At 64.7% G+C, this 21,410-nt stretch carries 20 protein-coding genes; 9 read left to right on the plus strand and 11 right to left on the minus strand.

Annotated features, from left to right (window positions below; translation table 11 throughout):
* Positions 1-261: 261 nt before the first annotated feature.
* The 4 genes from AC1DMG_RS09715 to rpmB form a co-directional block, all read right to left on the minus strand.
* The gene (locus AC1DMG_RS09715; RefSeq protein ID WP_441602031.1) at positions 262-675 is read right to left on the minus strand and encodes a thiol-disulfide oxidoreductase DCC family protein; all 414 of its coding nucleotides are present in this window, start codon (positions 673-675) and stop codon (positions 262-264) included.
* On the minus strand, positions 665-1,213 hold the full coding sequence (locus AC1DMG_RS09720; RefSeq protein ID WP_441602032.1) for a DUF4166 domain-containing protein: 549 nt from the start codon (positions 1,211-1,213) through the stop codon (positions 665-667). Before AC1DMG_RS09720 ends, AC1DMG_RS09715 begins: the two co-directional genes overlap by 11 nt.
* Before the next feature lie 148 nt (positions 1,214-1,361).
* Complete coding sequence (rpmG, locus tag AC1DMG_RS09725; RefSeq protein ID WP_008211962.1) at positions 1,362-1,529, minus strand: 50S ribosomal protein L33; 168 nt, start codon at positions 1,527-1,529, stop codon at positions 1,362-1,364.
* A 10-nt stretch (positions 1,530-1,539) separates the two neighbouring features.
* Positions 1,540-1,776: a 50S ribosomal protein L28 gene (gene rpmB / locus AC1DMG_RS09730; protein WP_046971178.1), complete on the minus strand. Its 237-nt coding sequence runs from the start codon at positions 1,774-1,776 to the stop codon at positions 1,540-1,542.
* Positions 1,777-2,086: 310 nt separating this feature from the next.
* Between rpmB and secB the strand changes: the two genes are divergently transcribed.
* The 3 genes from secB (at position 2,087) to AC1DMG_RS09745 (ending at position 6,787) form a co-directional block, all read left to right on the plus strand.
* Positions 2,087-2,578 (plus strand): protein-export chaperone SecB, encoded by a 492-nt coding sequence (gene secB / locus AC1DMG_RS09735; protein ID WP_441602033.1) that lies wholly within the window; start codon positions 2,087-2,089, stop codon positions 2,576-2,578.
* A gap of 17 nt (positions 2,579-2,595) precedes the next feature.
* The gene (locus tag AC1DMG_RS09740) at positions 2,596-3,624 is read left to right on the plus strand and encodes an NAD(P)H-dependent glycerol-3-phosphate dehydrogenase (RefSeq protein WP_441602034.1); all 1,029 of its coding nucleotides are present in this window, start codon (positions 2,596-2,598) and stop codon (positions 3,622-3,624) included.
* A 145-nt stretch (positions 3,625-3,769) separates the two neighbouring features.
* Complete coding sequence (locus AC1DMG_RS09745; RefSeq protein ID WP_441602035.1) at positions 3,770-6,787, plus strand: DEAD/DEAH box helicase; 3,018 nt, start codon at positions 3,770-3,772, stop codon at positions 6,785-6,787.
* A 413-nt stretch (positions 6,788-7,200) separates the two neighbouring features.
* On the opposite strand, the gene AC1DMG_RS09750 is transcribed toward AC1DMG_RS09745, so the two are convergent.
* The gene (locus tag AC1DMG_RS09750; RefSeq protein ID WP_441602036.1) at positions 7,201-7,527 is read right to left on the minus strand and encodes a hypothetical protein; all 327 of its coding nucleotides are present in this window, start codon (positions 7,525-7,527) and stop codon (positions 7,201-7,203) included.
* Positions 7,528-7,695: 168 nt separating this feature from the next.
* Positions 7,696-8,379: an HAD family hydrolase gene (locus AC1DMG_RS09755; protein ID WP_441602037.1), complete on the minus strand. Its 684-nt coding sequence runs from the start codon at positions 8,377-8,379 to the stop codon at positions 7,696-7,698.
* A 304-nt stretch (positions 8,380-8,683) separates the two neighbouring features.
* On the opposite strand from AC1DMG_RS09755, the gene AC1DMG_RS09760 reads away from it, so the two are divergent.
* Positions 8,684-8,992, plus strand: coding sequence for a hypothetical protein (locus AC1DMG_RS09760; RefSeq protein WP_477180467.1), 309 nt, complete (start codon positions 8,684-8,686; stop codon positions 8,990-8,992).
* A 23-nt stretch (positions 8,993-9,015) separates the two neighbouring features.
* Here the strand turns inward: AC1DMG_RS09760 and glk are convergent, their stop codons facing one another.
* Together glk and AC1DMG_RS09770 are read right to left on the minus strand one after the other, a co-directional pair.
* Positions 9,016-10,035, minus strand: a complete 1,020-nt coding sequence (gene glk, locus AC1DMG_RS09765; RefSeq protein WP_441602040.1) for a glucokinase — start codon at positions 10,033-10,035, stop codon at positions 9,016-9,018.
* A 154-nt stretch (positions 10,036-10,189) separates the two neighbouring features.
* Entirely contained in the window at positions 10,190-10,891 is a 702-nt protein-coding gene (locus tag AC1DMG_RS09770) for an SDR family oxidoreductase (protein WP_441602041.1), read from the minus strand.
* A gap of 207 nt (positions 10,892-11,098) precedes the next feature.
* Between AC1DMG_RS09770 and AC1DMG_RS09775 the strand changes: the two genes are divergently transcribed.
* The 4 genes from AC1DMG_RS09775 to AC1DMG_RS09790 are packed head-to-tail and all read left to right on the plus strand — an operon-like array spanning position 11,099 to position 15,876.
* A complete protein-coding gene (locus AC1DMG_RS09775) occupies positions 11,099-11,638 on the plus strand; it encodes a winged helix-turn-helix transcriptional regulator (RefSeq protein WP_441602042.1) in 540 nt (179 codons plus the stop codon).
* Complete coding sequence (locus AC1DMG_RS09780; RefSeq protein WP_477178530.1) at positions 11,635-12,738, plus strand: HlyD family secretion protein; 1,104 nt, start codon at positions 11,635-11,637, stop codon at positions 12,736-12,738. Before AC1DMG_RS09775 ends, AC1DMG_RS09780 begins: the two co-directional genes overlap by 4 nt.
* Positions 12,735-14,333 carry a DHA2 family efflux MFS transporter permease subunit gene (locus AC1DMG_RS09785; protein ID WP_441602044.1) on the plus strand — a complete coding sequence of 533 codons (1,599 nt, stop codon included), beginning with the start codon at positions 12,735-12,737 and terminating at the stop codon, positions 14,331-14,333. Before AC1DMG_RS09780 ends, AC1DMG_RS09785 begins: the two co-directional genes overlap by 4 nt.
* A 31-nt stretch (positions 14,334-14,364) precedes the next feature.
* Positions 14,365-15,876 (plus strand): efflux transporter outer membrane subunit, encoded by a 1,512-nt coding sequence (locus AC1DMG_RS09790; protein ID WP_477180468.1) that lies wholly within the window; start codon positions 14,365-14,367, stop codon positions 15,874-15,876.
* 19 nt (positions 15,877-15,895) lie between these two features.
* Here the strand turns inward: AC1DMG_RS09790 and AC1DMG_RS09795 are convergent, their stop codons facing one another.
* Genes AC1DMG_RS09795 through AC1DMG_RS09805 form a run of 3 tightly spaced genes read right to left on the minus strand, consistent with a single transcriptional unit; the run spans position 15,896 to position 19,832 of the window.
* Positions 15,896-17,335 (minus strand): c-type cytochrome, encoded by a 1,440-nt coding sequence (locus tag AC1DMG_RS09795; protein WP_477180469.1) that lies wholly within the window; start codon positions 17,333-17,335, stop codon positions 15,896-15,898.
* Entirely contained in the window at positions 17,332-19,107 is a 1,776-nt protein-coding gene (locus AC1DMG_RS09800; protein WP_441602047.1) for a GMC family oxidoreductase, read from the minus strand. Before AC1DMG_RS09800 ends, AC1DMG_RS09795 begins: the two co-directional genes overlap by 4 nt.
* Entirely contained in the window at positions 19,104-19,832 is a 729-nt protein-coding gene (locus AC1DMG_RS09805; protein WP_441602048.1) for a gluconate 2-dehydrogenase subunit 3 family protein, read from the minus strand. The genes AC1DMG_RS09800 and AC1DMG_RS09805 overlap by 4 nt, the downstream gene beginning before the upstream one ends.
* A gap of 389 nt (positions 19,833-20,221) precedes the next feature.
* On the opposite strand from AC1DMG_RS09805, the gene AC1DMG_RS09810 reads away from it, so the two are divergent.
* Entirely contained in the window at positions 20,222-21,124 is a 903-nt protein-coding gene (locus AC1DMG_RS09810) for a cation diffusion facilitator family transporter (RefSeq protein ID WP_441602049.1), read from the plus strand.
* Positions 21,125-21,410 lie beyond the last annotated feature (286 nt).

Here is a 21,410-nt window from a genome sequence, read left to right on the forward strand (position 1 = left end):
GCGTCATACGGGGACCCCCCAAGAGCCAAGAGCCAAGAGCCAAGAGCCAAGAGCCAAGAGCCAAGAGCCAAGAGCCAAGAGCCAAGAGCCAAGAGCCAAGAGCCAAGAGCCAAGAGCCAAGAGCCAAGAGCCAAGAGCCGGAGCCAAGAGCCGGAGCCGAGAGCTGCAGATCTACTGTGGGAGCGCACCCTGTGCGCGACAAACCTACGAAGCGATACACCCCAGCGTGACTGTCGCGCACAGGGTGCGCTCCCACAGGGGCTAGTCGATGAAACGCCAGGCCTGCTCCGGTTCGGGCAGGCGGCATTGCTGGCGCTTGCCGAACAGGTGGTAACGATGGCGCGCGATCCAGCGATACGCGGGATCGCGCAACGGCCTGGGGATCATGCGCAAAGTGGCGGCGACGCCACGCCACCGACCGCCCAGATGCTCCAGAACGCGTGCGATGGCGTCCGTATCGCTGTAACCGTGGCCGTCATCGACCAGCAGGAAGGAGGCGGGATCGTCGGGTGACAGTCCGTGCGCGAGCAGCAGGGCGCGCCCTTGCGTCCCCTGCATCGCCGCCAGCCGGAGGCTGCCGGCGCGGTCGTGGCGCAGGATGAAATCCACCCATCGGCTGCACAGCACGCAGACGCCATCGAAGACGATCACGGGATGCTCGAACTCAGCGGACATGGTCGATCTCCAGCCAGCCGCGATAGGCGACCAAATGCCCCAGCAGGGGCAGGTGCACATCGATGTCGAAGGTATAGCGGCCATCGCATGCGCCGCTGCGCGAGCGCACCCGGCCGTGCAGTGCGCGTGGAACCGGCAGGCCAAGGAGGGTGACGCGGTGGAGCTGCCAGTCGATGGCGTCGTGGTTGCCCTGCAAGCTGAAATGCAGCGATACCGGTCCCAGTGCTTCCCGCAGCGGGGCCGGTCCGCCCGGATGCAAGGTCGAGCGCATGCAGCCCCGCGCGAAACGCCGGGTCCAGCGCTCATGGGTGGCATGCCGTTCGATGGTCAGTGCGATGCGCTGGTCATGTCCGGGCTCGGGCAGCGTCAGCAGCCGACGCAGCAGGCGGGCGAACAGGTGGCGCGCGCCGTCGACTTCAGCCCGCCCGCTCGCTTCGATCACGCTGCCCTCGGCGTGCATGCGCTGCACCGCCGGTGCCAGACGGGACCAGTCGGTAGTGTCCAGCAGCGAATGGAACAGTGCGATAGGGGATGCCATGCCGTGCCATCATCGGAAAGGAGGCGAAGCAGGGCAAGGGTGCGGGCTTCGCCTCCTTGCTGCCGCGGGTCGGGCAGTCAAGGCCGGGGCAACAAAAAACCCGCCTTTCGGCGGGTTTTTCGTGGAAGCGTCAACTAAACCCGAGGGCTTACTTGATCTTGCCTTCCTTGTAGATCACATGCTTGCGGACCACCGGATCGTACTTCTTGAACTCGAACTTTTCCGGGGTGTTCTTCTTGTTCTTCTGCGTGGTGTAGAAGTGGCCGGTGCCGGCCGAAGAGATCAGGCGGATCTTGTCTTGCTTGCTGTTAGCCATGGCTCAATCCTCAGATCTTTTCGCCGCGGGAACGCAGGTCGGCCAGGACGGCTTCGATGCCGTTCTTGTCGATCGTGCGCAGGGCATGGTTGGAAACGCGCAGCTTCACCCAGCGGTTTTCGCTCGGGACCCAGAAGCGGCGCTCATGCAGGTTCGGCAACCAGCGGCGGCGAGTTTTGTTGTTTGCGTGCGAGACGTTGTTACCAGTCTGCACACCCTTTCCGGTGACTTGGCAAATACGGGCCATGATGACCTCCTGTTAGGCGCCCAAAGGCGCGTTTGCCACCCGTTAGCCAGGGCGGCATCGGCCCAGCGGCCCTAAGGCCTCGCGATGCTGGAGATGGTGCTTTTCGTGCCTGCCGTGAGGTCCGTATCGCGTGGCGGACGTGCCCGATGGATCGGGTCGGCATGGTCGAGCCGGCTATTCTCCCAGAAATACAGGCCGGTGCGCAATATTTGCTCAACCGGGGCTCCGGGCGCATGGCGGGCCGCGGGGATGTATGGAACAATTAAACCCTTTGCGTTTTCACGCACCGAACACTTACGAGGAATACCCCATGGCAGACGTTTCCGCCAACGGCCAGGCCGGCCAGCCCCAGCTGGTGCTGCAGAAGATCTACATCAAGGACGTTTCCTACGAGGCGCCCAACGCCCCGCAGATCTTCCAGGAAGTGGGCGAGACCGAGATGCAGCCGCAGGTCCAGCTGAACCTGGGCCAGAAGTCCGCCGACATGGGCAATGACCTGTACGAAGTGGTGCTGAGCCTCACCCTGACCTGCTCGCTGAACGACCGCACCGCCTATCTGGCCGAAGTGCACCAGGCGGGCGTGTTCGGCATTTCCGGCTTCTCCGAAGAAGACCTGGCCGGCATCCTCAACAGCTACTGCCCGAACCTGCTGTTCCCGTACGCCCGCCAGATGCTGTCGTCGCTGGTGCTGGAAGGCGGCTTCCCGCCGTTCCTGCTGCAGCCGATCAACTTCGACGCGCTGTATGCCGAACAGCAGCGCCGCATCCTCGGCGGCAGCGCCGTCCCGACGCTCAACAGCTAATCCAAGAGTCTGTGCTCATGGTTGAGCGTCCGACCCTGGCCGTACTCGGTGCCGGTTCCTGGGGCACCGCCCTGGCGGCCCTGGCCGCCCGCAATCAAGTGCCGACCCGGCTGTGGGGGCGTGACGCCTCCGCGCTGAAGGCGATGGCCGAAACCCATTGCAACCAGCGCTATCTGCCCGACGTCGAGCTGCCGGCTGAGCTGGACTACGAAGCGGATCTGGCCGCCGCGCTGCGCGGCGCCCAGGTCGTGCTGATCGTGGTGCCCAGCCATGCCTTTGCCTCGATGCTGGAGGAGATGGCGCCGCACCTGGAGCCCGACGCGCGCATTGCCTGGGCGACCAAGGGCTTTGAGCCGGGCACCGGCCGTTTCCTGCATGAACTGGTGGCCGAGCGCTTCCCGGGCCGCGCAGCGGCGGTGGTCACCGGCCCCTCGTTCGCCAAGGAAGTGGCCTCGGGCATGCCCAGCGCCGTCACCGTGCATTCGGACGACGCCGCGTTCGCCCATGAAATGGCGCTGATCCTGCACGCGCCGAACTTCCGCGCGTATTCCGGCAGCGACGTGCTCGGCGCCGAGCTGGGTGGCGCCATGAAAAACGTGCTGGCTGTCGCCACCGGCGTGGCCGACGGCATGGATCTGGGCCTCAATGCGCGCGCCGGCCTGATCACCCGCGGCATGAACGAAATGCTGCGCCTGGGTATGGCGCTCGGTGCGCGGCCGGAAACCCTGATGGGTCTGGCCGGGCTGGGCGATCTGGTGCTCACGTGTACCGGTGATCTTTCGCGTAACCGTCGCCTCGGCCTGGCGCTGGGTCGCGGCAAGGCCATCGACGAGGCTGTGCGCGAGATCGGCCAGGTGGTGGAGAGCGTGCTCACCGCCGACGAAGTGGCGCGACTGGCCGCCAAGCACGGCCTGGACCTTCCCATCAGCAGCGGCGTGCGCGCCGTGCTGCATGGCGAGGTGACGCCAGCCGAAGGACTCAAGCGCCTGATGAGCCGTGAGCAGAAGCCGGAATATCCGCACGGCCTGTTTACTCCGTCGGCGTAAGCCGTTGCTCCATCGTTCCGTCGCCGACGCTGAACGGTTCCGTCATCCAAACGCGCATCGGTTTGAAAAAACCGGTGCGTGAGACGCGCACGCACGCAAGACCCTTGCTAAGCTGAATCTTTTGGTCGCCCTGGATCGAATGCGCATGCAGTCACCGGACGATAAACGACACACGCAACGCGACGACGCTGCCGTCAGCGAGCCGCTGCCCGGCGTCTGGCGCAAGCTGCTGGCGCAGGCGGCACCGCTCGCGCCAGCGGAGCCCCTGGTGCTGGGCTTCTTCCTGGATGTGGTGCCGGAAGAGGGCGTGGCCTACGCGCATGTCGATGTGGCGCCGGTGCTGCTGGCGATGGCCGACCAGACCCGCTACGTGCGCCCGACGCCGTTCGACAGCAAACACCTGTCGCAACAGCCACTGCAGCCGCATGAACAACGCCTGGCAGCCACGGTGCTCGGCCTGCCGCAGACCCTGCGCAAGAGCCGCACCTATGCGCGCCTGTCAGGCCACGTGGGCGATGCGCTGCTGGCGGAAATCCTCGACACCACGCCGTGCTTCCTCGGCGGCCTGGCCGGCCTGCGCCTGTCGCGCGGCAAGGGCCATCAGCTCAACTGGCAATGGCACCTGGAGAACGACGGCAGCCAGCGCCTGATGCCGTGCATGCCGGCCAATCACCGCGTGCTGCGCATCGATGCGCTGTGGTACCTCGATGCCGAGCGCGCGGAGATGGGCCATCTGGATGCGCCGCTGGAAGAAACGTCCTGGCTCGACCTGCCGGCGCTGAAGCACGAATACAGCCAGATACTTCGCGACGCGCTGCCGGGTAGCCGCCTTTCGCATCGCCTGCCGTTGCCGCAGGTGCTGGGCGAGCTGCGTCGTGCGGAGCTGTCGCCCAAGCCGGTACTGACCCTGCACGCGCTCACCCGCCATGCCCGTCTGGCGGCAGGCACGCCACCACTGGCCTATGCGCGCCTCAACTTTGACTACGCGGGCGAGCGTCTGCCCGGACGCGGAGGCGAGCCGCTGGTGCGGCGTGTGCGCAATGGGCATCTGGTGGAAATCATCCGCCGCCGTGCAGAAGAACTCTCGGCGATGGAACAGCTGGAACGCGCCGGCCTCACGCCCGGTGTGGATACCGAAGGCCTGCCCTGGGATCTCGCAGACACGCTGCCCGAGGATGCCTGGCTGTTCCCCGGCAAGGGCTACGCAGGCGCGCTGGAAGTGAACACGCCGGCACGCTGGCTGGCGCTGCGACCCAAGCTGGAAGTGGAAGGCTTCGTACTCGACTACGCGCCGAGCTTCCCGTTCGAAGTGCTCGAAGGTCCGGTGCGCTGGTACGGCAATGCGGTGGAAGACACCGACGACCACGCCTTCGATCTGGAAATCGGCATCGAAGTGGAAGGCAAGCGCCACAACCTGCTGCCCGCCGTGGCGCAGGCGCTGGCCGATCATCAGTTGAACCTCAGCCCGGTGCCGAACGAGCCGGAAGACGCCGTGTGGTACGCGCCGGTCGATGAACGTCGCCGTGTGCCGGTGCGTCTGAAAGAACTGCGAGGCTTGCTGGCGCCGCTGGCCGAGTACCTCGAACGTCCGCGCAAGAAGCTCCATCTGCCGCGCGTGCAGGCTGGCCGTCTGGAAGAACTGGTCGAGGCATTGCCTACCGGTGGCGAACTCGTCGCGCCTGACGCTCTGCGTGGATTCACCGCACGACTGCGTGACGCCGCCGAGCGCGCAAGCGATGTGGTGCCCGAAGGCCTCACCGTCGAGCTGCGTCCGTATCAGCGCGAAGGCCTGCGTTGGCTCAATGCGCTGGCCGAAGCCGGTGTGGGCGGTGTGCTCGCGGACGATATGGGCCTGGGCAAGACGCTGCAGCTGATCACGCATCTGCTGTCGCTGAAAGACAGCGGCGCGCTGACTGAGCCGGCGCTGGTGGTGGTGCCGACCAGCCTGATTCCGAACTGGCTCGCCGAAGTGGCGCGCTTTGCGCCTGCGCTGCGCGTGCTGGCGTTGCATGGTCCGCAGCGCAGTGGCGACTTCTCGCAGATCGCCACGCACGACTTGATCCTCACCAGCTATGCGTTGCTGCCGCGCGACGTGGTGTCGCTGCGCAAACAACCGTTCTCGCTGATCGTGCTGGACGAAGCGCAGCAGGTGAAAAACCCGCGCACGCAGGCACGCCGCGCTGTGCTCAGCCTGCGCGCGCCACGTTGCATCTGCCTCACCGGCACGCCGCTGGAAAATCACCTGGGCGAACTGTGGTCGCAGGTGGATCTGTCGGTGCCCGGCCTGCTCGGCGACGAAGGCGCGTTCCGCCGTCACTATCGCGTGCCGATCGAACGTCATCGCGATACCGATTGCCAGGATCGACTCAATCGCCGCCTTGCGCCCTTCATCCTGCGTCGTACCAAGTCGCAGGTGGCGAGCGAGCTGCCGCCGAAGACCGAGATCACGCGTCGCGTGATCCTCGAGGGTCGTCAGCGCGAACTCTACGAAAGCCTGCGCCTGTCGCTGGCGGAAGAACTGCGCGAGGTCATCGCTCAGCGCGGCATTTCGCACAGCGGCATCGTCGTGCTCGATGCGTTGTTGAAGTTGCGTCAGGTCTGCTGCGATCCGCGCCTGGTGAAACTGGAAGCGGCACGCGGCGTGCGCGATTCGGCGAAGTTCGAATTGCTGATGGACATGCTGCCCGCGCTACTGGCGGAAGGCCGCAAGGTGTTGCTGTTCTCGCAGTTCACCGAAATGCTCAAGCTGATTGCGCACGAGCTGGATCGCCATCGCATTCGCTACGTCACGCTCACTGGCGAAACGCGCGACCGCGCTGAGCCGGTGCGCCAGTTCCAGGAAGGCGAGGTGCCGTTGTTCCTGCTGTCGCTGAAGGCCGGCGGCGTGGGCCTCAACCTCACCGCAGCCGACACCGTGATCCATTACGACCCGTGGTGGAATCCGGCGGCGGAAGCGCAGGCTTCTGATCGCGCCCATCGCATTGGGCAAGACAAGCCGGTGTTCGTGTTCCGCCTGATCACCGGCGGCACGGTGGAGGAGCGCATCGAGGAGTTGAAGGCGCGCAAGGCGGAGCTGGCGGAGGCGGTGCTCGAGGGCGGCGGTACGCGCGAGAAGTTGAGTTTTGATCAGTCCGATTTGGATGCGTTGTTGGCGCCTGGTTGATCGGCAGTCTGTAACCCTCGATATCTCCTCTTGGGGAGCGCCCTGCGTTTCCTTGTGGGAGCGCACCCTGTGCGCGACAGCCACGCCGTGGTGTACCGCTCCGTAGGTTTGTCGCGCACAGGGTGCGCTCCCACAAATAGCGACCTGTCGGCTCTAACAGTCACTCGCCGGCATGCAGCTCCCTTGTAGGAGCGCACCTTGTGCGCGACCGCAGAGTTGCGGTGTACCGCTCCGTAGGTTTGTCGCGCACAAGTGCGCTCCTACAACTAGCGGCTTGTCGGTTCTAACGAATACTCGCTGGCTGGAGCTCTCTCTTGTGGGAGCGCACCCTGTGCGCGACAGCACGCTGCGGTGTACCGCTCCGTAGGATGGTCGCGCACAAGTGCGCTCCTACAAGGTTTTCGCCAGGTGCCTTACATCGCCGGCCTGGTGCGCAACAGCGAATCCACTGCTTGCTGCCATTGCGGCGATCCCAGCGGTGATTGCGGGGCTTCCTGGCCCAGCTTGTGCTGAACGGCGGTGTTCCATTCCGAGGAGCCGCGGTCGGGGCCGTGGCCGTCGTCGGTGATGTGCAGGCGGTCGTCGACCCATTCGTACCACTGCGGGGAGCCGAGTTCGGCGTTGTCGGGCGTGCTGATTGCCGTGGCTTTGGGCGCGGGTGGTTTCTGTTCGGGCGGTGGCGACGAGGGCGAGCACGCGACGAGCAGCGCGAGGGGAAGCAGGGCGAGGAAACGGCGCATGAGCCCTCCAGGTGTTACGGATCCTCTGCCGAGACTAGCGCAAGTGTCTGCGGGGCGATGAATCGCCGGAAAACATGAGGAGCAAGTTAAGAGACAGGAGTGAGTGGAGAGGAGTGAGGCGGGAGCAGGCCCGCTGACTCTCGCTCCTCTTCTCTCACTCCTCGCTTCTCAGCTGCGCGCCACCACTTCGTCGATGTGCTTGAGCAGATCCGCCGGGTCTTCATAGACACGAAACGCACCGGCATCTTCCAGCTCTTCCTCACCATAACCACCCGACAGCAACCCCACGCCAAGCGCCCGAGCGCGCTGCGCGGCCAGCATGTCCCAGATGCTGTCGCCGATGACCAGGCTGTAATGGATGTCGATGCCCAGCTGTTGCGCGGCGGCGATGAAAAGATCCGGATCGGGTTTGGCGTGGCGCACCTGGTCACGCGTCACCACCGGGACTTTCGAAGGATCCACACCCAGCGCTTCAAGATTGTGCGCGGCGGTAGTCATGCGACCGCTGGTGGCGATGGCCCAGGGAATTTCCGCGTCGGTGAGGAAGGCCAGCAACTCGCGTGCACCCGGCAGCGGACGCACCGAGCCTTGCGTGGCCTGGCGGTTGTACGCCTCGGCGTGCCACGTGCGCAGGCGGGTGAGGCGTTCCTCGGTGATTTCGATGCCGGTTTCGCGCAGCAGGATGTTGGCGAACAGGCCGCCGCTCATGCCGATCTTGCGGTGGATGCGCCATACCGAGAGCTCCACGCCTTCGCGATCGAGCGCTTCTTTCCAGGCCAATACGTGCTGGTAGACGCTGTCGACCAGGGTGCCGTCGAGATCGAACAGGAAGGCGGTATCGCTGCGTGGCATGGGAGGCGCTCGAGCTGGGGGAGGGTGCTAAAGCGTAGCACTCGCGCCGGGCGCTTCCTGGAAGCGTGATGCAACGCACGAAGCCATGTAGGGCTGGATGTCGGCTGACAGAAAACGTTCCGCGGCCTGCCTAACGTGGGCGTCGTCGAACGAGCGACTCTGGCCGGGGGCGGGGAGCGCACGTCGTCGCAAGGCGAGGCGCGCTTGCTCCATGGCGCAGCGCCGTTGGCGATCCTCGCAAATATGCACATCCCCGGCCGATCGCGCGTGCGGCGACACCATCAACGCGAACAGGGGAATCTCAATGAACACGAACAGGCTGATGGCTACGGCAGGCTTGGCAGCATGCGTGGCTGCGACTACGGCGACTGCGCAAGAAGGCTATGCGCATCTGATCTTCAGCGGCCGTGTGGTGCAGGAGGCCTGCAGCAGCGGTCTCGCACCGCTGGGCACGAACGGTGCCGAAGCGAGCTGCGGCAGTGGTAGCTCGCGCGCCGCCTTTGTCGAGAACACGGCGATCGCCCGAAACACTACGGGCGTCGCCATGCTCGATTATTTTGCCGATCGACCCGACGGTKGCCGCAAGCTCGTGGTGACGCGCCAATACCGTTGAGCACCGCCAACGGCTGACGACATTCAGCCGTTGGGCACCAGCGCTTTGCCGGCGTCGAGCACGGCCAGTGCGGCGGCGCCGAGCAAACCCGGATCCGGATGCATCATGGCGACGGTAGGCACCTGCTCCATGGTCTCGCGGAAGCGGCCCTTGGCTTCGAAGCGCTCGCGGAAACCGCCATGCTTCAGCCACGGCAGCAGGATCGGCAGCATGCCGCCGGTGAGATAGACACCGTCCCAGCCGCCCAGGCTCAACACCAGGTCGCCCGCCACGCTGCCGAAAATGCCCGCGAGTGTTTCCACCGTGCGCACGCACAGCGGATCGCTGCCCGACTCGGCGCGCGCGGTGATGTCTTCGGGCGTGTATTCCTCCGGCGGCTGGCCGGCGATGTCGGCCAGGGCGAGGTAAAGATTCACCAGGCCGTTGCCGCAGATCATGCGTTCGTTGGAGACGCGGCCGAAGCGCGAGTTGAGGCGATGCAGGATCTCCACGTCTTCGGTGGTGTGCGCGGCGAAGCCGGCATGGCCGCCTTCGGTTTCCAGCACCATCCAGCGACCTTCGCGACGCATCAGGCCAGCCACGCCAAGACCGGTGCCCGGACCCACGACGACAAACGTTTGTGTTTCGCGCGTGCCCAGTTCGGTGATCGGCTGCGGGCCGACCGAGGACAGCTGATCGCGGGTGTGCAGCGGCACGGCCATGGCCTGCGCGGCGAAATCGTTGACCAGGTGCACCGCTTCCATGCCCAGCTCCGCTTGCAGCGCATGCGCCGCGACCTGCCAGGGATTGTTGGTGACCTTCACCGTTTCGCCTTCGCTGACGCGACCGGCGGCGGCGATGATGGCGCGCTGTGCGGTGAACCCCGTGTCCTTGAAGTATTCGCGCATGGCTTCGGCCAGCGAGTCGTGATCCTTGACCCGGTAGCGGCGCACGCTGTCCTCCATCAACGGGTTCGCGCGGCCCGTATCAGCCAGTGCAAATCGCACGTTGGTGCCGCCAAGGTCAGCAAGCAAGGTCGGGGCGGCACGGGCGGGTGTTCTCATGGACGGTCCTGCACTTGGGGAGACGGTAAGCGTGACTCCCTCGGGCTTTTTCGTCCAGTACTGCGGTGCAACGAAAAGCTGCCATTCGCGACCGAATGGACGGCCTTATGGCCGTCCACTGGTCTTTGGCATGTTTCTACGGCGTGGGCGCCGATCAGCCGCCCAGGTAAGCCGCCGGCGTGGCGCCGAAGCCTGCCTTCACGTGCTTGGCGGTGTCGTCCGCCAGCACTTCGGCGTCGTCGCGCTCCAGCGCTTCCAGGGTGCGGGCGGCGATATCGGCCGGGCTGGTCTTGGGCGCATCGACATGGCTGACCATGTCGGTGTCGATGTAGCCGGCATGGATGCCGAGCACCTGGGTGCCCTGCGCGCGCAACTCGATGCGCAAGCTGTTGGTGAGCGCCCATGCGGCGGCCTTGGTCACCGAGTAGGCGCTGGTGCTGTCCAGGCTCAGCCAGCTCAGGGCGGAGAGCATGTTCACCAGGGCGCCGCCGCCGTTCTTTTTCAGTACTGGCGCAAAGGCGGCGCTTACCGCGTACACACCGTACAGATTGGTTTCCATGATGCGACGCAGGTTGCCCTCGCCATCGGCCGCGTCCAGCAGCGGCGTGCCGCCGGTGATACCGGCGTTGTTGATCACGATGTCCACGTCCGCAGCCAGCTTTGCAGCGGCGGCGACATCCTGCGGGTTGGTCACGTCCAGCTTGACCGGCACGACGCCGGGCAGGGTGACGGTGGACGGATCGCGCGCAGCGGCATAGACCTTGCGCGCGCCGGCGGCCAGCACGGCCTTGGCGAAGGCGAGACCGAGGCCGCGGTTGGCGCCGGTGATGAAGACAGTGGAACCCTGGATTTTCATGATGGTGTGTCCGGTAGCGGGGTGGGAGAGAACGGTGATTATTTATATGACCAAAATCATATAATTCGAGTACTCGCCAGTTTCAAGGGCGCGGCCGAATTTTTTTTGCATCGGCGCCCTTCACGCCGCCCTCACAAAAAGTCACTTGCATTTCGCAAGTTACCATTTATATGATGATCGTCATCTAATGCAGTAGGGCCCGTCGCCGTGCGCCACACCACCGCCGAAAACATGCAATGCCCGATCGCCCGCGGACTGGACCGGGTGGGCGAGTGGTGGAGCATGCTGATCCTGCGCGACGCTTTTTATGGCTTTACGCGCTTCGACGATTTCCAGACCAGCCTGGGGATCGCGCCGAACATCCTCAGCCGCCGCCTGGCGATGCTGGTGGAAACCGGCATGCTCGAGCGCCGCCGCTACAGCACCCGTCCGGTGCGCCACGAATACGTGCTCACCGAACGCGGCCGCGATTTCCGCCCGGTGCTGCTGGCGATGATGGCCTGGGGCAACCGGCACTTCGCCGAGGAAGGCCAGGCCATCGAGCTGATCGATCGCCAGCTGGGGCACATCGTCGAACCGGTGCTGGTCGATCGCCAGACCGGCGAACCCATCACCCGCGAACGCCACGAATTGCGCGCCGGCCCCGCCGCCAGCGAGCGCATGCGAGCGCGCATCGAATTTCGAAATTCACGGGCGCAAGCCCTGCAAACCCTTTCCCATCCCAAGTCTCCGGAGTCACTCCCATGAATGCCGTCACCGTTGCCGAGCGAGCGGACGCACCCGCCGTTACGGAATCCGCCCCCCGCAGCCGGAAAAAGCAGCTGCTCAGGCTCGCCATCGGCGCGGCGGTGATCGCCGGCGTGATCTATGGCGGCCACTGGTGGAGCGTGGGCCGTTTTATTGAAGACACCGACGATGCGTATGTCGGTGGCGATGTCACCGTGATCGGCCCGAAGGTGCCCGGCTATATCACGCAGGTCGCGGTGACTGACAACCAGGTGGTGCACGCCGGCGACCTGCTGGTGAAGATCGATGATCGCGACTATCGCGCCGCGCTCGCCAAGGCTGATGGTGCAGTCGCTGCGCAGGAAGCCCTGCTCGCCAATCTCGACGCCACCGAAAAACTGCAGCTGGCAGTGATCCGCCAGGCGCAGGCCAGCGTGGCGGCGGCCGCTGCCGAAACGCAGCGCTCGCGTGACGACGAAGCGCGTTACCGCGATCTCTCCAGCCGCTCGGCGGTGTCGATCGAAAGCGCGCAGCGCGCCGATGCCACGTACAAGACGGCGCGCGCCGGTTCGGACAAGGCGGATGCCTCGCTGGTCGCCGCGCAGCGCCAGATCGACGTGATCGAATCGCAGAAGCAGCAGGCACGCGCGGCCTTGCAGGAGGCGAAGGCCGAACAAGACATTGCGCGCCTCAATCAAGGCTATACCGAGCTGCGCGCACCGGTGGATGGCGTCGTCGGCAACCGCCGTGCACGCACCGGCGCCTATGCCGCGGCGGGGACGCAGTTGCTGTCGGTAGTGCCGGCGCGTGGCCTGTGGGTGGACGCCAACTTCAAGGAAGACCAGCTCGCCCGCATGACGGCCGGGCAGTCCGTGGAAATTCGCGCCGACGTCGTGCCTGGCCGCGTATTCCACGGCCATCTCGCCAGTCTCGCCCCGGCCACCGGCGCGCAGTTCAGCGTGCTGCCGCCGGAGAACGCCACCGGCAACTTCACCAAGGTCGTGCAGCGCGTGCCGGTGCGCGTGGTCTTGGACAGCAAGGACGACGAACTGGGCGTGCTGCGTCCCGGTCTTTCCGTGGTGGCTGACGTGGACACGCGCGGCAGGGTCGCCACGCCATGAGCGCTCATGCCGCCAGCGCACCGCTGAGCGGGCCCATCGATCCGGCCGCGCTCAGCGTCGCGCAGAAAGTATTCGCCTTCGCCAGCATGTGCGTGGGCATGTTCATCGCCTTGCTCGACATCCAGATCGTGTCCGCGTCGCTGCGCGATATCGGCGGTGGCCTGTCGGCGGGCGCGGATGAAACGGCCTGGGTGCAAACCAGCTATCTGATCGCGGAAATCGTGGTGATTCCGCTGTCGGGCTGGCTGTCGCGCGTGATGTCCACGCGCTGGTTGTTCGCTGCGTCGGCGATCGGTTTCACCATCACCAGCATGCTGTGCGGCATGGCCTGGGACATCAAGAGCATGATCGTGTTCCGCGCGCTGCAGGGTTTCCTGGGCGGCTCGATGATCCCGATGGTGTTCACTACCGCCTTCGTGTTTTTCCAGAACAAGCAGCGCGTGATCGCGGCGGCGACCATTGGCGCGATCGCCTCGCTGGCGCCCACGCTTGGGCCCACGCTGGGCGGCTGGATTACCGATCACTCGTCATGGCATTGGCTGTTCTTCATCAACCTGGTGCCCGGCATCTTCGTCGCGGTGGCGGTGCCGATGCTGGTCAATATCGACCGCTCGGATTATTCCCTGCTGCGTCACGCCGACTACCTCGGCATGGTGCTGCTGGCGATCTTCCTCGGCTGCCTGGAATACACGCTGGAAGAAGGTCCGCGCTGGAACTGGTTCAGCGACCAGGTGATCCTCACCACGGCGTGGCTGTCAGGGCTGGCGGGCGTGGGCTTTATTGCGCGCAGCCTGACTTACGATCATCCCGTCGTTGATCTGCGCGCACTGCGCGACCGCAATTTTGCGCTGGGCTGTTTCTTCTCCTTCGTCACCGGCATCGGCCTGTTCGCCACCATCTATCTCACGCCGCTGTTCCTCGGCCGCGTGCGTGGCTACAGCGCGCTGCAGATCGGCGAGGCGGTGTTCTCCACCGGCGTGTTCCAGATCCTCAGCATTCCGCTCTACACCTTTCTGGCCAAGCGCTACGACCTGCGCTGGATCATGATGGCGGGGCTGGCCGTGTTCGCCATCTCCATGTGGGACTTCACGCCGATCACGCATGACTGGGGTGCACACGAACTGCTGCTGCCGCAGGCCCTGCGCGGCATGGCCCAACAGCTGGCGGTGCCGCCGGCGGTGACCCTCACCCTGGGCGGCCTCGCACCGAACCGGCTCAAGCTCGCCTCGGGCCTGTTCAACCTGATGCGCAATCTKGGTGGTGCCATCGGCATCGCGGTGTGCGCGACCATCCTCAACGACCGCACCAATCTGCATTTCTATCGCCTGTCCGAACATCTCAACGCGAGCAACGAAGCGATGAACGGCTGGCTGGCGCAGACCACCGGCCATATCGCCGAGCTCGGACAGAACGTCGACGACGCGACCAATGGCTCGCTGCATCAGCTGTGGCAACTGGCGTATCGCGAAGCGCAGACGCTTTCTTACGCGGACGCCTTCCTCGCCATTGGCCTGTGCTTTGTGGTGGCCACGGCGATGGTGCCGTTGATGCGCAAGGTGGCGCCGCCCGCTGCGCCGTCCGCCGATGCGCACTGATCCGATCTTCTACTTTCTTCGAGATATCACGATGAACACTTCGCTTTCGTCATCTGCCGGCGCGTCACGCTCATCATCGCGTCGCCACTCGTTAACTCTAGGCGCACTTGCGGCGGCCCTGATCGGCCTGGCCGGTTGCACGGTCGGCCMGAACTATGTGCGGCCAGAGGTGAAAACCAATGCCGACTACGCCAGCCAGTCGATGCTGCAGCAGCGCGACGCCACACGTGCCGCACCGGAGCTCGATGTTTGGTGGCAGGGTTTCGATGATCCAGAACTCACCCGCATCATCAGCCGCGTGATGGCCCAGAACCTCGACCTTGCTGCGGCAATGGCACGCGTGGACCAGGCACGCGCGGCCGCACGCGAGGCAGGTGCACAGCTCGCACCGCAAGGCAGTCTTGATGGCCAGGTGGTGCAGCAGCATCAATCGACCAAGGGCCCGCTGGGCGAGATCGCCAGCCAGACGCCCGGCTACAAGCGCTCTCAGACGCTGGAAACCCTGGGCGTTGGCGCAAGCTGGGAGCTTGATCTTGCCGGCGGCCTGCATCGTGGCGCCGAAGCGGCGGATGCCGAAGCGCAGGCAGCCGAAGCCAGCCAGGATGGCGTGCGCGTCTCCGTAGCCGCCGAGGCCGCGGACAGCTACTTCCAGGTGCGCGGTGCGCAGGAACGCATACGCCTTGCGCAGCAACAGATCGATACGGAAAGCCAGCTGCTCGAACTAGTGAAGGACAGGCTGGCCGGTGGCCTGGCGACTTCGCGCGAAGTGGCACAGGCACAGGCGCTGGTGTTGCAGGCCAAGACCACCTTGCCGCCGCTGCGCATCACGCTGGCGCAGCAGCTCAATCGCCTCGACGTGCTGATGGGCGCCGCGCCCGGCACCTACGCGGCGGAACTGAAGGATCACGCACCGACCTTCACCGTGCCGGTGATCGGCACCGATGGCGGCCCGGACATGCTGCTGCGCCGCCGCCCGGACGTGATCGCCGCCGAGCGCAAGCTCGCCGCATCGAACGCACGCATCGGCGTTGCCGTGGCCGAGTACTACCCGAAGGTGTCGCTGGGTGGCCTGCTCGGTTTTGAAAGCCTGCAGAGCGGCTCGCTGTTCTCCTCCCAGGCGTTCCAGCCGCAAGCCGTGCTGGGCCTGCATTGGCGCTTGTTCGACTTCGGTCGCGTGGATGCCGAAGTGGCGCAGGCCAAGGGTGCGAATGCCGAAGCGCTGGCGCAATATCGCCAGTCCATGTTGCGTGCCACCGAAGACGTGGAGAACGCCATCGTCTCGCTCGCGGAGCTGGAAACCCAGCACCGCGATCTGATCCTGGAAGTGCAGGCCCACGTGCAGGCCCGCGATGCCGCGCAGGATGCCTACAAGGGCGGTGCGGTAAGCCTGATCGAAGTGCTGGATGAAGATCGCCAGTTGCTAACTTCGCGCGACCAGCTTGCCCGCGTGCATGCCGACGACGCGCGCGCCGCAGTGGCTACGTTCCGTGCACTGGGTGGCGGCTGGTCCGGCAGCGAGGCGAAGGACGTGGCAGCGCGTTGAGCGCTGCCGTGCACGGGAGTTATTTCGAAGGTGCGGGCGTTGGCGGGACCTGGTCTTCCGCATCCGCCTTGAGCTCATTGGGATCACGCACACGTGGATCGTAACTCGTCATCAATGGCTGTCCGACCGGCGGCTTGTCGCGCAGACCCGCCACCTGATTTGCCGTCACCGCGCCGCCGCGATTACCCCAGCTGGAGCGGACGAAGGTGAGGATGTCCGCGATCTGCTGATTGTTCAACCGCTCGCGGAAGGCCGGCATGCTGAACTGCGTGGGCGCGTCGCGGCCGGCCGGCATGGTGGCGCCATGCAGCACCAGGCGCACAGCGGAGCCGGGATTCTCGCCGTTCAGCACGGGATTGCCGGCAAGCGCTGGATAGACCTGTCCATAGCCGTGGCCGTCGGTGCGATGGCAGGTGGCGCAGTTGTCGATATACAGCTGCGCACCCGGTGCGCTCACGTTGCCGCTGTAGAGCGCCGTGTGCGTGGCCGCGTCATAGGTCACCGCCTGTTCCTGCCGCGCCGCCGGCAAGGACTTCAGGAAGTGGACCATGGCAGCGAGATCCGCATCGCTCATGTACTGCGTGCTGTGCTCGATCACGTCGCTCATGCCGCCAAACACGGCACTGCGTTCGGTGCGGCCGGATTTGAGCAGGGCGATCAGCTCATCCTCCGGCACACTGCCAAGACCGCTGGCCAGTTCGCCGCGCAGGCTGGGCGTGACCCAGTTGTCGTTGACGCTGCCGCTGAGGTACGCCGGGCCATCCCTCGGACTCAATGCCTTCTCTTGCAGCGTGAATGCGCGCGGCGTGTGGCAGGCACCGCAATGCCCCAGGCCTTCCACCAGGTATTGCCCGCGCGCCATGGTCGCGTCGCCGGTGGCGGCGGTCTCGATCGGCGAGACCTTCGGCGCGAACAGCCAGCGCCAATAGGTGAGCGGCCAGCGCATGGACAGCGGCCAGTGGATGTCTTCGGCGTGGTTGTCCTGCTTCACCGGTTGCACGCTGTGCATGAAGTAGGCGTACAAGGCCTGGATGTCCTGATCGCTCACCTTCGCATACGACGGATACGGCATGGCGGGATAAAGCGTATGGCCGTCCGCATTGATGCCGCGACGTACCGCGCGCTCGAATTGGCCATAGCGGTACTTGCCGATGCCGGTATCCGGATCGGGCGTGATATTGGTGCTGTAAATCGTGCCGATCGGCGAGGCGATCGGCAGGCCGCCGGCATACGGCTTGCCGCCGGGTGCAGTGTGACAGGCGGCACAATCGCCGAGGCGGGCAAGGTATTCGCCCTGCTTGACCTGATCGGGCGTGGCCTCCGCTGCCTTTGCCGTTGGATCGCCGCCGCCACCGGGGAAAAGCATGGCAAGCAGCCATACGATTACCAGCAGCACGACCAGTACGACGATGACGCGCCACAAGCTGCTGCCACGACGAGGCTTCGCATAGGTGTTCATGCCTGCACCAGAGGCCCGGGATTCTTGAGATAGGTCTCGCGGATGGCCTTGACGGACATATACGTGAGGCCGCCGATTAGACCGGTCGGGTTGTAGCCAAGATTCTGCGGGAACGCCGACGCGCCCGTGACAAACACGTTGTGCACGTCCCAGTTCTGCTGGAAGCGATTCAATGCACTGGTTTCAGGCGAGCTGCCCTGGATCACGCCACCGGTGGTATGCGTGGTCTGGTATTGGCGCACGTCATAGTGGCCGCCGGGTTTGCGTATCGTCTGCGAGGTTTGCCTGGGCTTCATCGCATCGGCAATCTCCTGCGCCTTATCTGTCAGGAATTGCGTCATCTTGTATTCGTTGTCGTGCCAGTCGAAGGTGATGCGCAGCAGCGGCAGGCCAAACGAATCTTTATAGGTCGGGTCCAGATCAAGATAGCGATCGCGATAGGACATCACTGAGCCATGCGACTGCACGCCAGTGGTGTGCAGATAGCTGTCTTTCGCTGCGCGCTTCCACTTCTCGCCCCACGCCGGCGTACCCGGTGGCACCAGCAGTTGCTGGATCGGCCGGCCGCCGGTCTGTCCACCGAGGATGTAACCACCGCCCACGAATCCGTGCGGCCCGTGATCGAAGTGATCGGAGTTGAACTCGTCGATGATCTGGTTGCCGCCGGAGCCCGCGCCGATGAACGGATTGATCGCCACGTCCTTGTCGAAGAAGACGTTGACGTTGCTCATCATCTGGTACGCGTAGTTTTTGCCGATCACACCCTTGCCGGTGTTGGGATCGTACGGCGCACCGATGCCGGACATCAACATCAGGCGCACGTTGTGCATCTGGAACGCCGACACGATCACCAGGTCAGCAGGCTGCTCTACCTGCTGGCCCTGCGCATCGACGTAGGTGACGCCGGTGGCGCGCTTGCCGGTGGAGTCGAGGTTGATCTTGATCACGTGGCTATTGGTGCGCAGCTCGAAATTCGGCTTGCGCATCAGCACGGGAAGAATGGTGGTCTGTGGCGACGCCTTGGAATACATGAAGCAACCAAAGCGCTCGCAATAGCCGCACAGATTGCACGGACCCAGCCGCACGCCATGTGGATTGGTATACGGCCGCGACGCATTCGACGAGGGCTGCGGGAACGGCTTGTAGCCCTTCGAACGAGCCGCATCGGCAAAAAGTTTGGCGCCGTAGTTGTCGGCCACCGGCGGATTCGGATACTCGCGCTTGCGTACGCCCTCGAACGGATTGCCGCCATCCTTGATCTCGCCATTGAGATTGCCCGCGCGACCCGAGGTGCCGCACAGATACTCGAACTGATCGAGGAAGGGTTCCAGTTCGTCGTAGGTGACGCCGTAATCCTGGATCTGCATGTCCTCGGGCATGAATTTCTGCCCGTAGCGCTTGCTGATATGGCTATGGAATTCCAGGTCTTCCGGCGATGGCCGGTAGTGCTGCCCGTTCCAGTGGATGCCGGCGCCGCCCACGTTGTTGCCGAGCAGGAACGAACCGTACTGGCGATACGGCACGGCGGTTTCGTTGAGGTTGTGGCGGATCGTCACCGTCTCGCGCGCCAGCGGTTGAAACAGTTCGCCGCGGATGCCGTAAGCGAGCTCATCGGCATTGTGCGGATAGGTGAAATCAGGCGAGGTATCACGATAAGCGCCGCGTTCCAGCGCCAGGATCTTCAAGCCCGTATCGACCAGCTCCATGCCGATGATGGCGCCGGTCCAGCCAAAGCCGACCAGCACCACGTCGACCGGTTTCATGCGCATCATGATTTCGCCCCTTCGATCGACACCGGCCCAAATGGATAAACCTTGCCGGGCTGTTCGATCCAGTCGGCGTAGTCGGCGCGCGCGCCCGGAAAACCGATCATCTTCCAGGCGCCCATCAGCTTGTTGCCGCCGTACATCGGGTCGGCGAAATAGCCTTCCTTGGTGTTGGCCAGCAACTGGGTGAAGAAGGCGATCGCCGGGATATCGTCGAGCTGGATTTCACCCTTCTCCATCTGATGGAGGATGGCGTCGCGTTGCTCGGCCGGCAGCGCGGAGAACTTCTGGTTGTGCTGCTTCTGGCACCAGCTGTCGACCGAGGCGATGCCCTTGCGATAGAACTCGCGCGGCGTATAGCGCAGCTGGTAGCCAAGCGTGGCTGGCGCATCGGGCACGAACGGCCCCTGCATATACCAGAGGCCGCCATGGCCGTAGGCCGCTTCCATCTGGCGATCGAGAAATTCCGGCACACCCGCTTCGACGGCGCTGGGTCCGTCTTCATTGGGCGGGATCAATCGTTCCACCGCGGCCTGCAGGAATTCCCACTCGGGCGCCGTGAAATAACGTGGCGAGTACTTCGTTGCCGTGGCAGCTGCCGCAGGCGTAGCGGCCGTGCTGCTTTGCGTCTGCGCGATGGCGGAGGTTCCCAGCAGACTGACGGCAGGAACCGCCACCAGCGACTGTCGCAAAAAGTCGCGACGGGAAGGCGATCTGGGCTTGCTGGACATGACAACCCCTTACCAAGCGTGCGTTGCGTTCGCCGATCCTGACGCGACAGCTGAATGCAAAACGTGAAGGTTTGTTTACAGAACAAACGCAGCAGGCGAGCGGCTTGCGTGCGTTTTCCTGGAGGCGTTTGGACGCCCATCGTTCACAGTATGTCGACCGCACGCATGACGACTATCGGACTTTGGTGTTGTCGGGCGATCGACACGCTGCGCATCGCCAAGGAACAGAACGAACGCTTCCCTGGTTTCGAATCCGACGTGCAACCTCCCCTTGTGGGAGCGCACCCTGTGCGCGACCGCTGCGACGGGGCAGCGACTTCGGCAGTCGCGTTCGCGCACAGGGTGCGCTCCTACAGACATAATGTCTGCGACCTCAAAAGGGGATGGGCATGGACACCTTCCGCGAACAGAGCCTGTTGCGCCTTTCAATCGGCGCGACCTTCCTGGTCGGCGTGGCCTGCGTCACCGTGGGCTTGCTGATGCGCTCGCAGGCCCTCGCCTTCGACGGTTTCTACTCGCTGGTCGACGTGGTGCTCACGGCCGGATCGCTGGCGGTCTCCCATCTGGTCACCAGCGAGGGCAGCCGGCGCTTCCAGTTCGGCTACTGGCACCTGGAACCGCTGGTGCTGGTGTTCAATGCGGCGGTGCTCACCGCGATCTGCAGCTACGGCGGCTTCACCGCCTTGCATGGCCTGCTGACCGGCGGCCACGAGCTCGCCTTTGGTTTCGGCGCGGTGTGGGCGGCGATCATGGGCGTGGTCAGCGTGGCCATGGCGCTATATATGCGCCGCCAGGCCAATGCCCTGGGATCGGTACTGCTGCAACTGGATGCGAAGGGCTGGCTGATCGGCGGCGCCATCAGCGTCGCGGTGTTGGTGGGCTTTGCCCTGGCGGCCGTGATGCAGGGCGGCCCGCTTGACCACTGGACGCGCTACATCGATTCCACCGTGCTCTTGCTGCTGACGCTCGCGCTCTTGCCGCTGCCCCTTGGCAGCCTGTGGCAGGCGCTGCGCGAAGTGCTGCAACTGGCGCCCGATTCGCTCGACCAGCGCGTGCGTGATGTGATGACGGCGATGGTAGGGGAGCGCGGCTATCTCGATTTCACCAGCTACGTTGCCAAGATCGGGCGCATGCGGTTTATCGACATCCATATCCTGGTGGATGCGTCGCGACCGTTGGGTGATATGCGGGATGTGGATGCGGTGCGCAGCGACATCGCCAGTCGGCTGGGCAGCGATATTCGGGCCGAGTGGCTGACGATTGTTTTCACCGGCAAGCGCGAATGGATGTAAGCCGCGATCACCTTGTAGGAGCGCACTTGTGCGCGACAACCCGGCGAAGCGGTGAACTGCAACTCTGCGGTCGCGCACAAGTGCGCTCCTACAAGGTGACCGCAGGCAGCGAAAACCTACCCCCGCTTCTGCAACCAATCCCCCAGCTGCTTCAACACCTGACTGCGCGCGGGCTCAGCCTCATTGAACAGCTCGCGATACGGCCGCGAGTGGATGTAAGCCGCTGCGATGTCCCCAACTGTGGGAGCGCACCCTGTGCGCGACGGCCACGCTGGGGTGTACCGCT

The sequence above is a fragment of the Dyella sp. 01N36 genome (assembly GCF_056399745.1).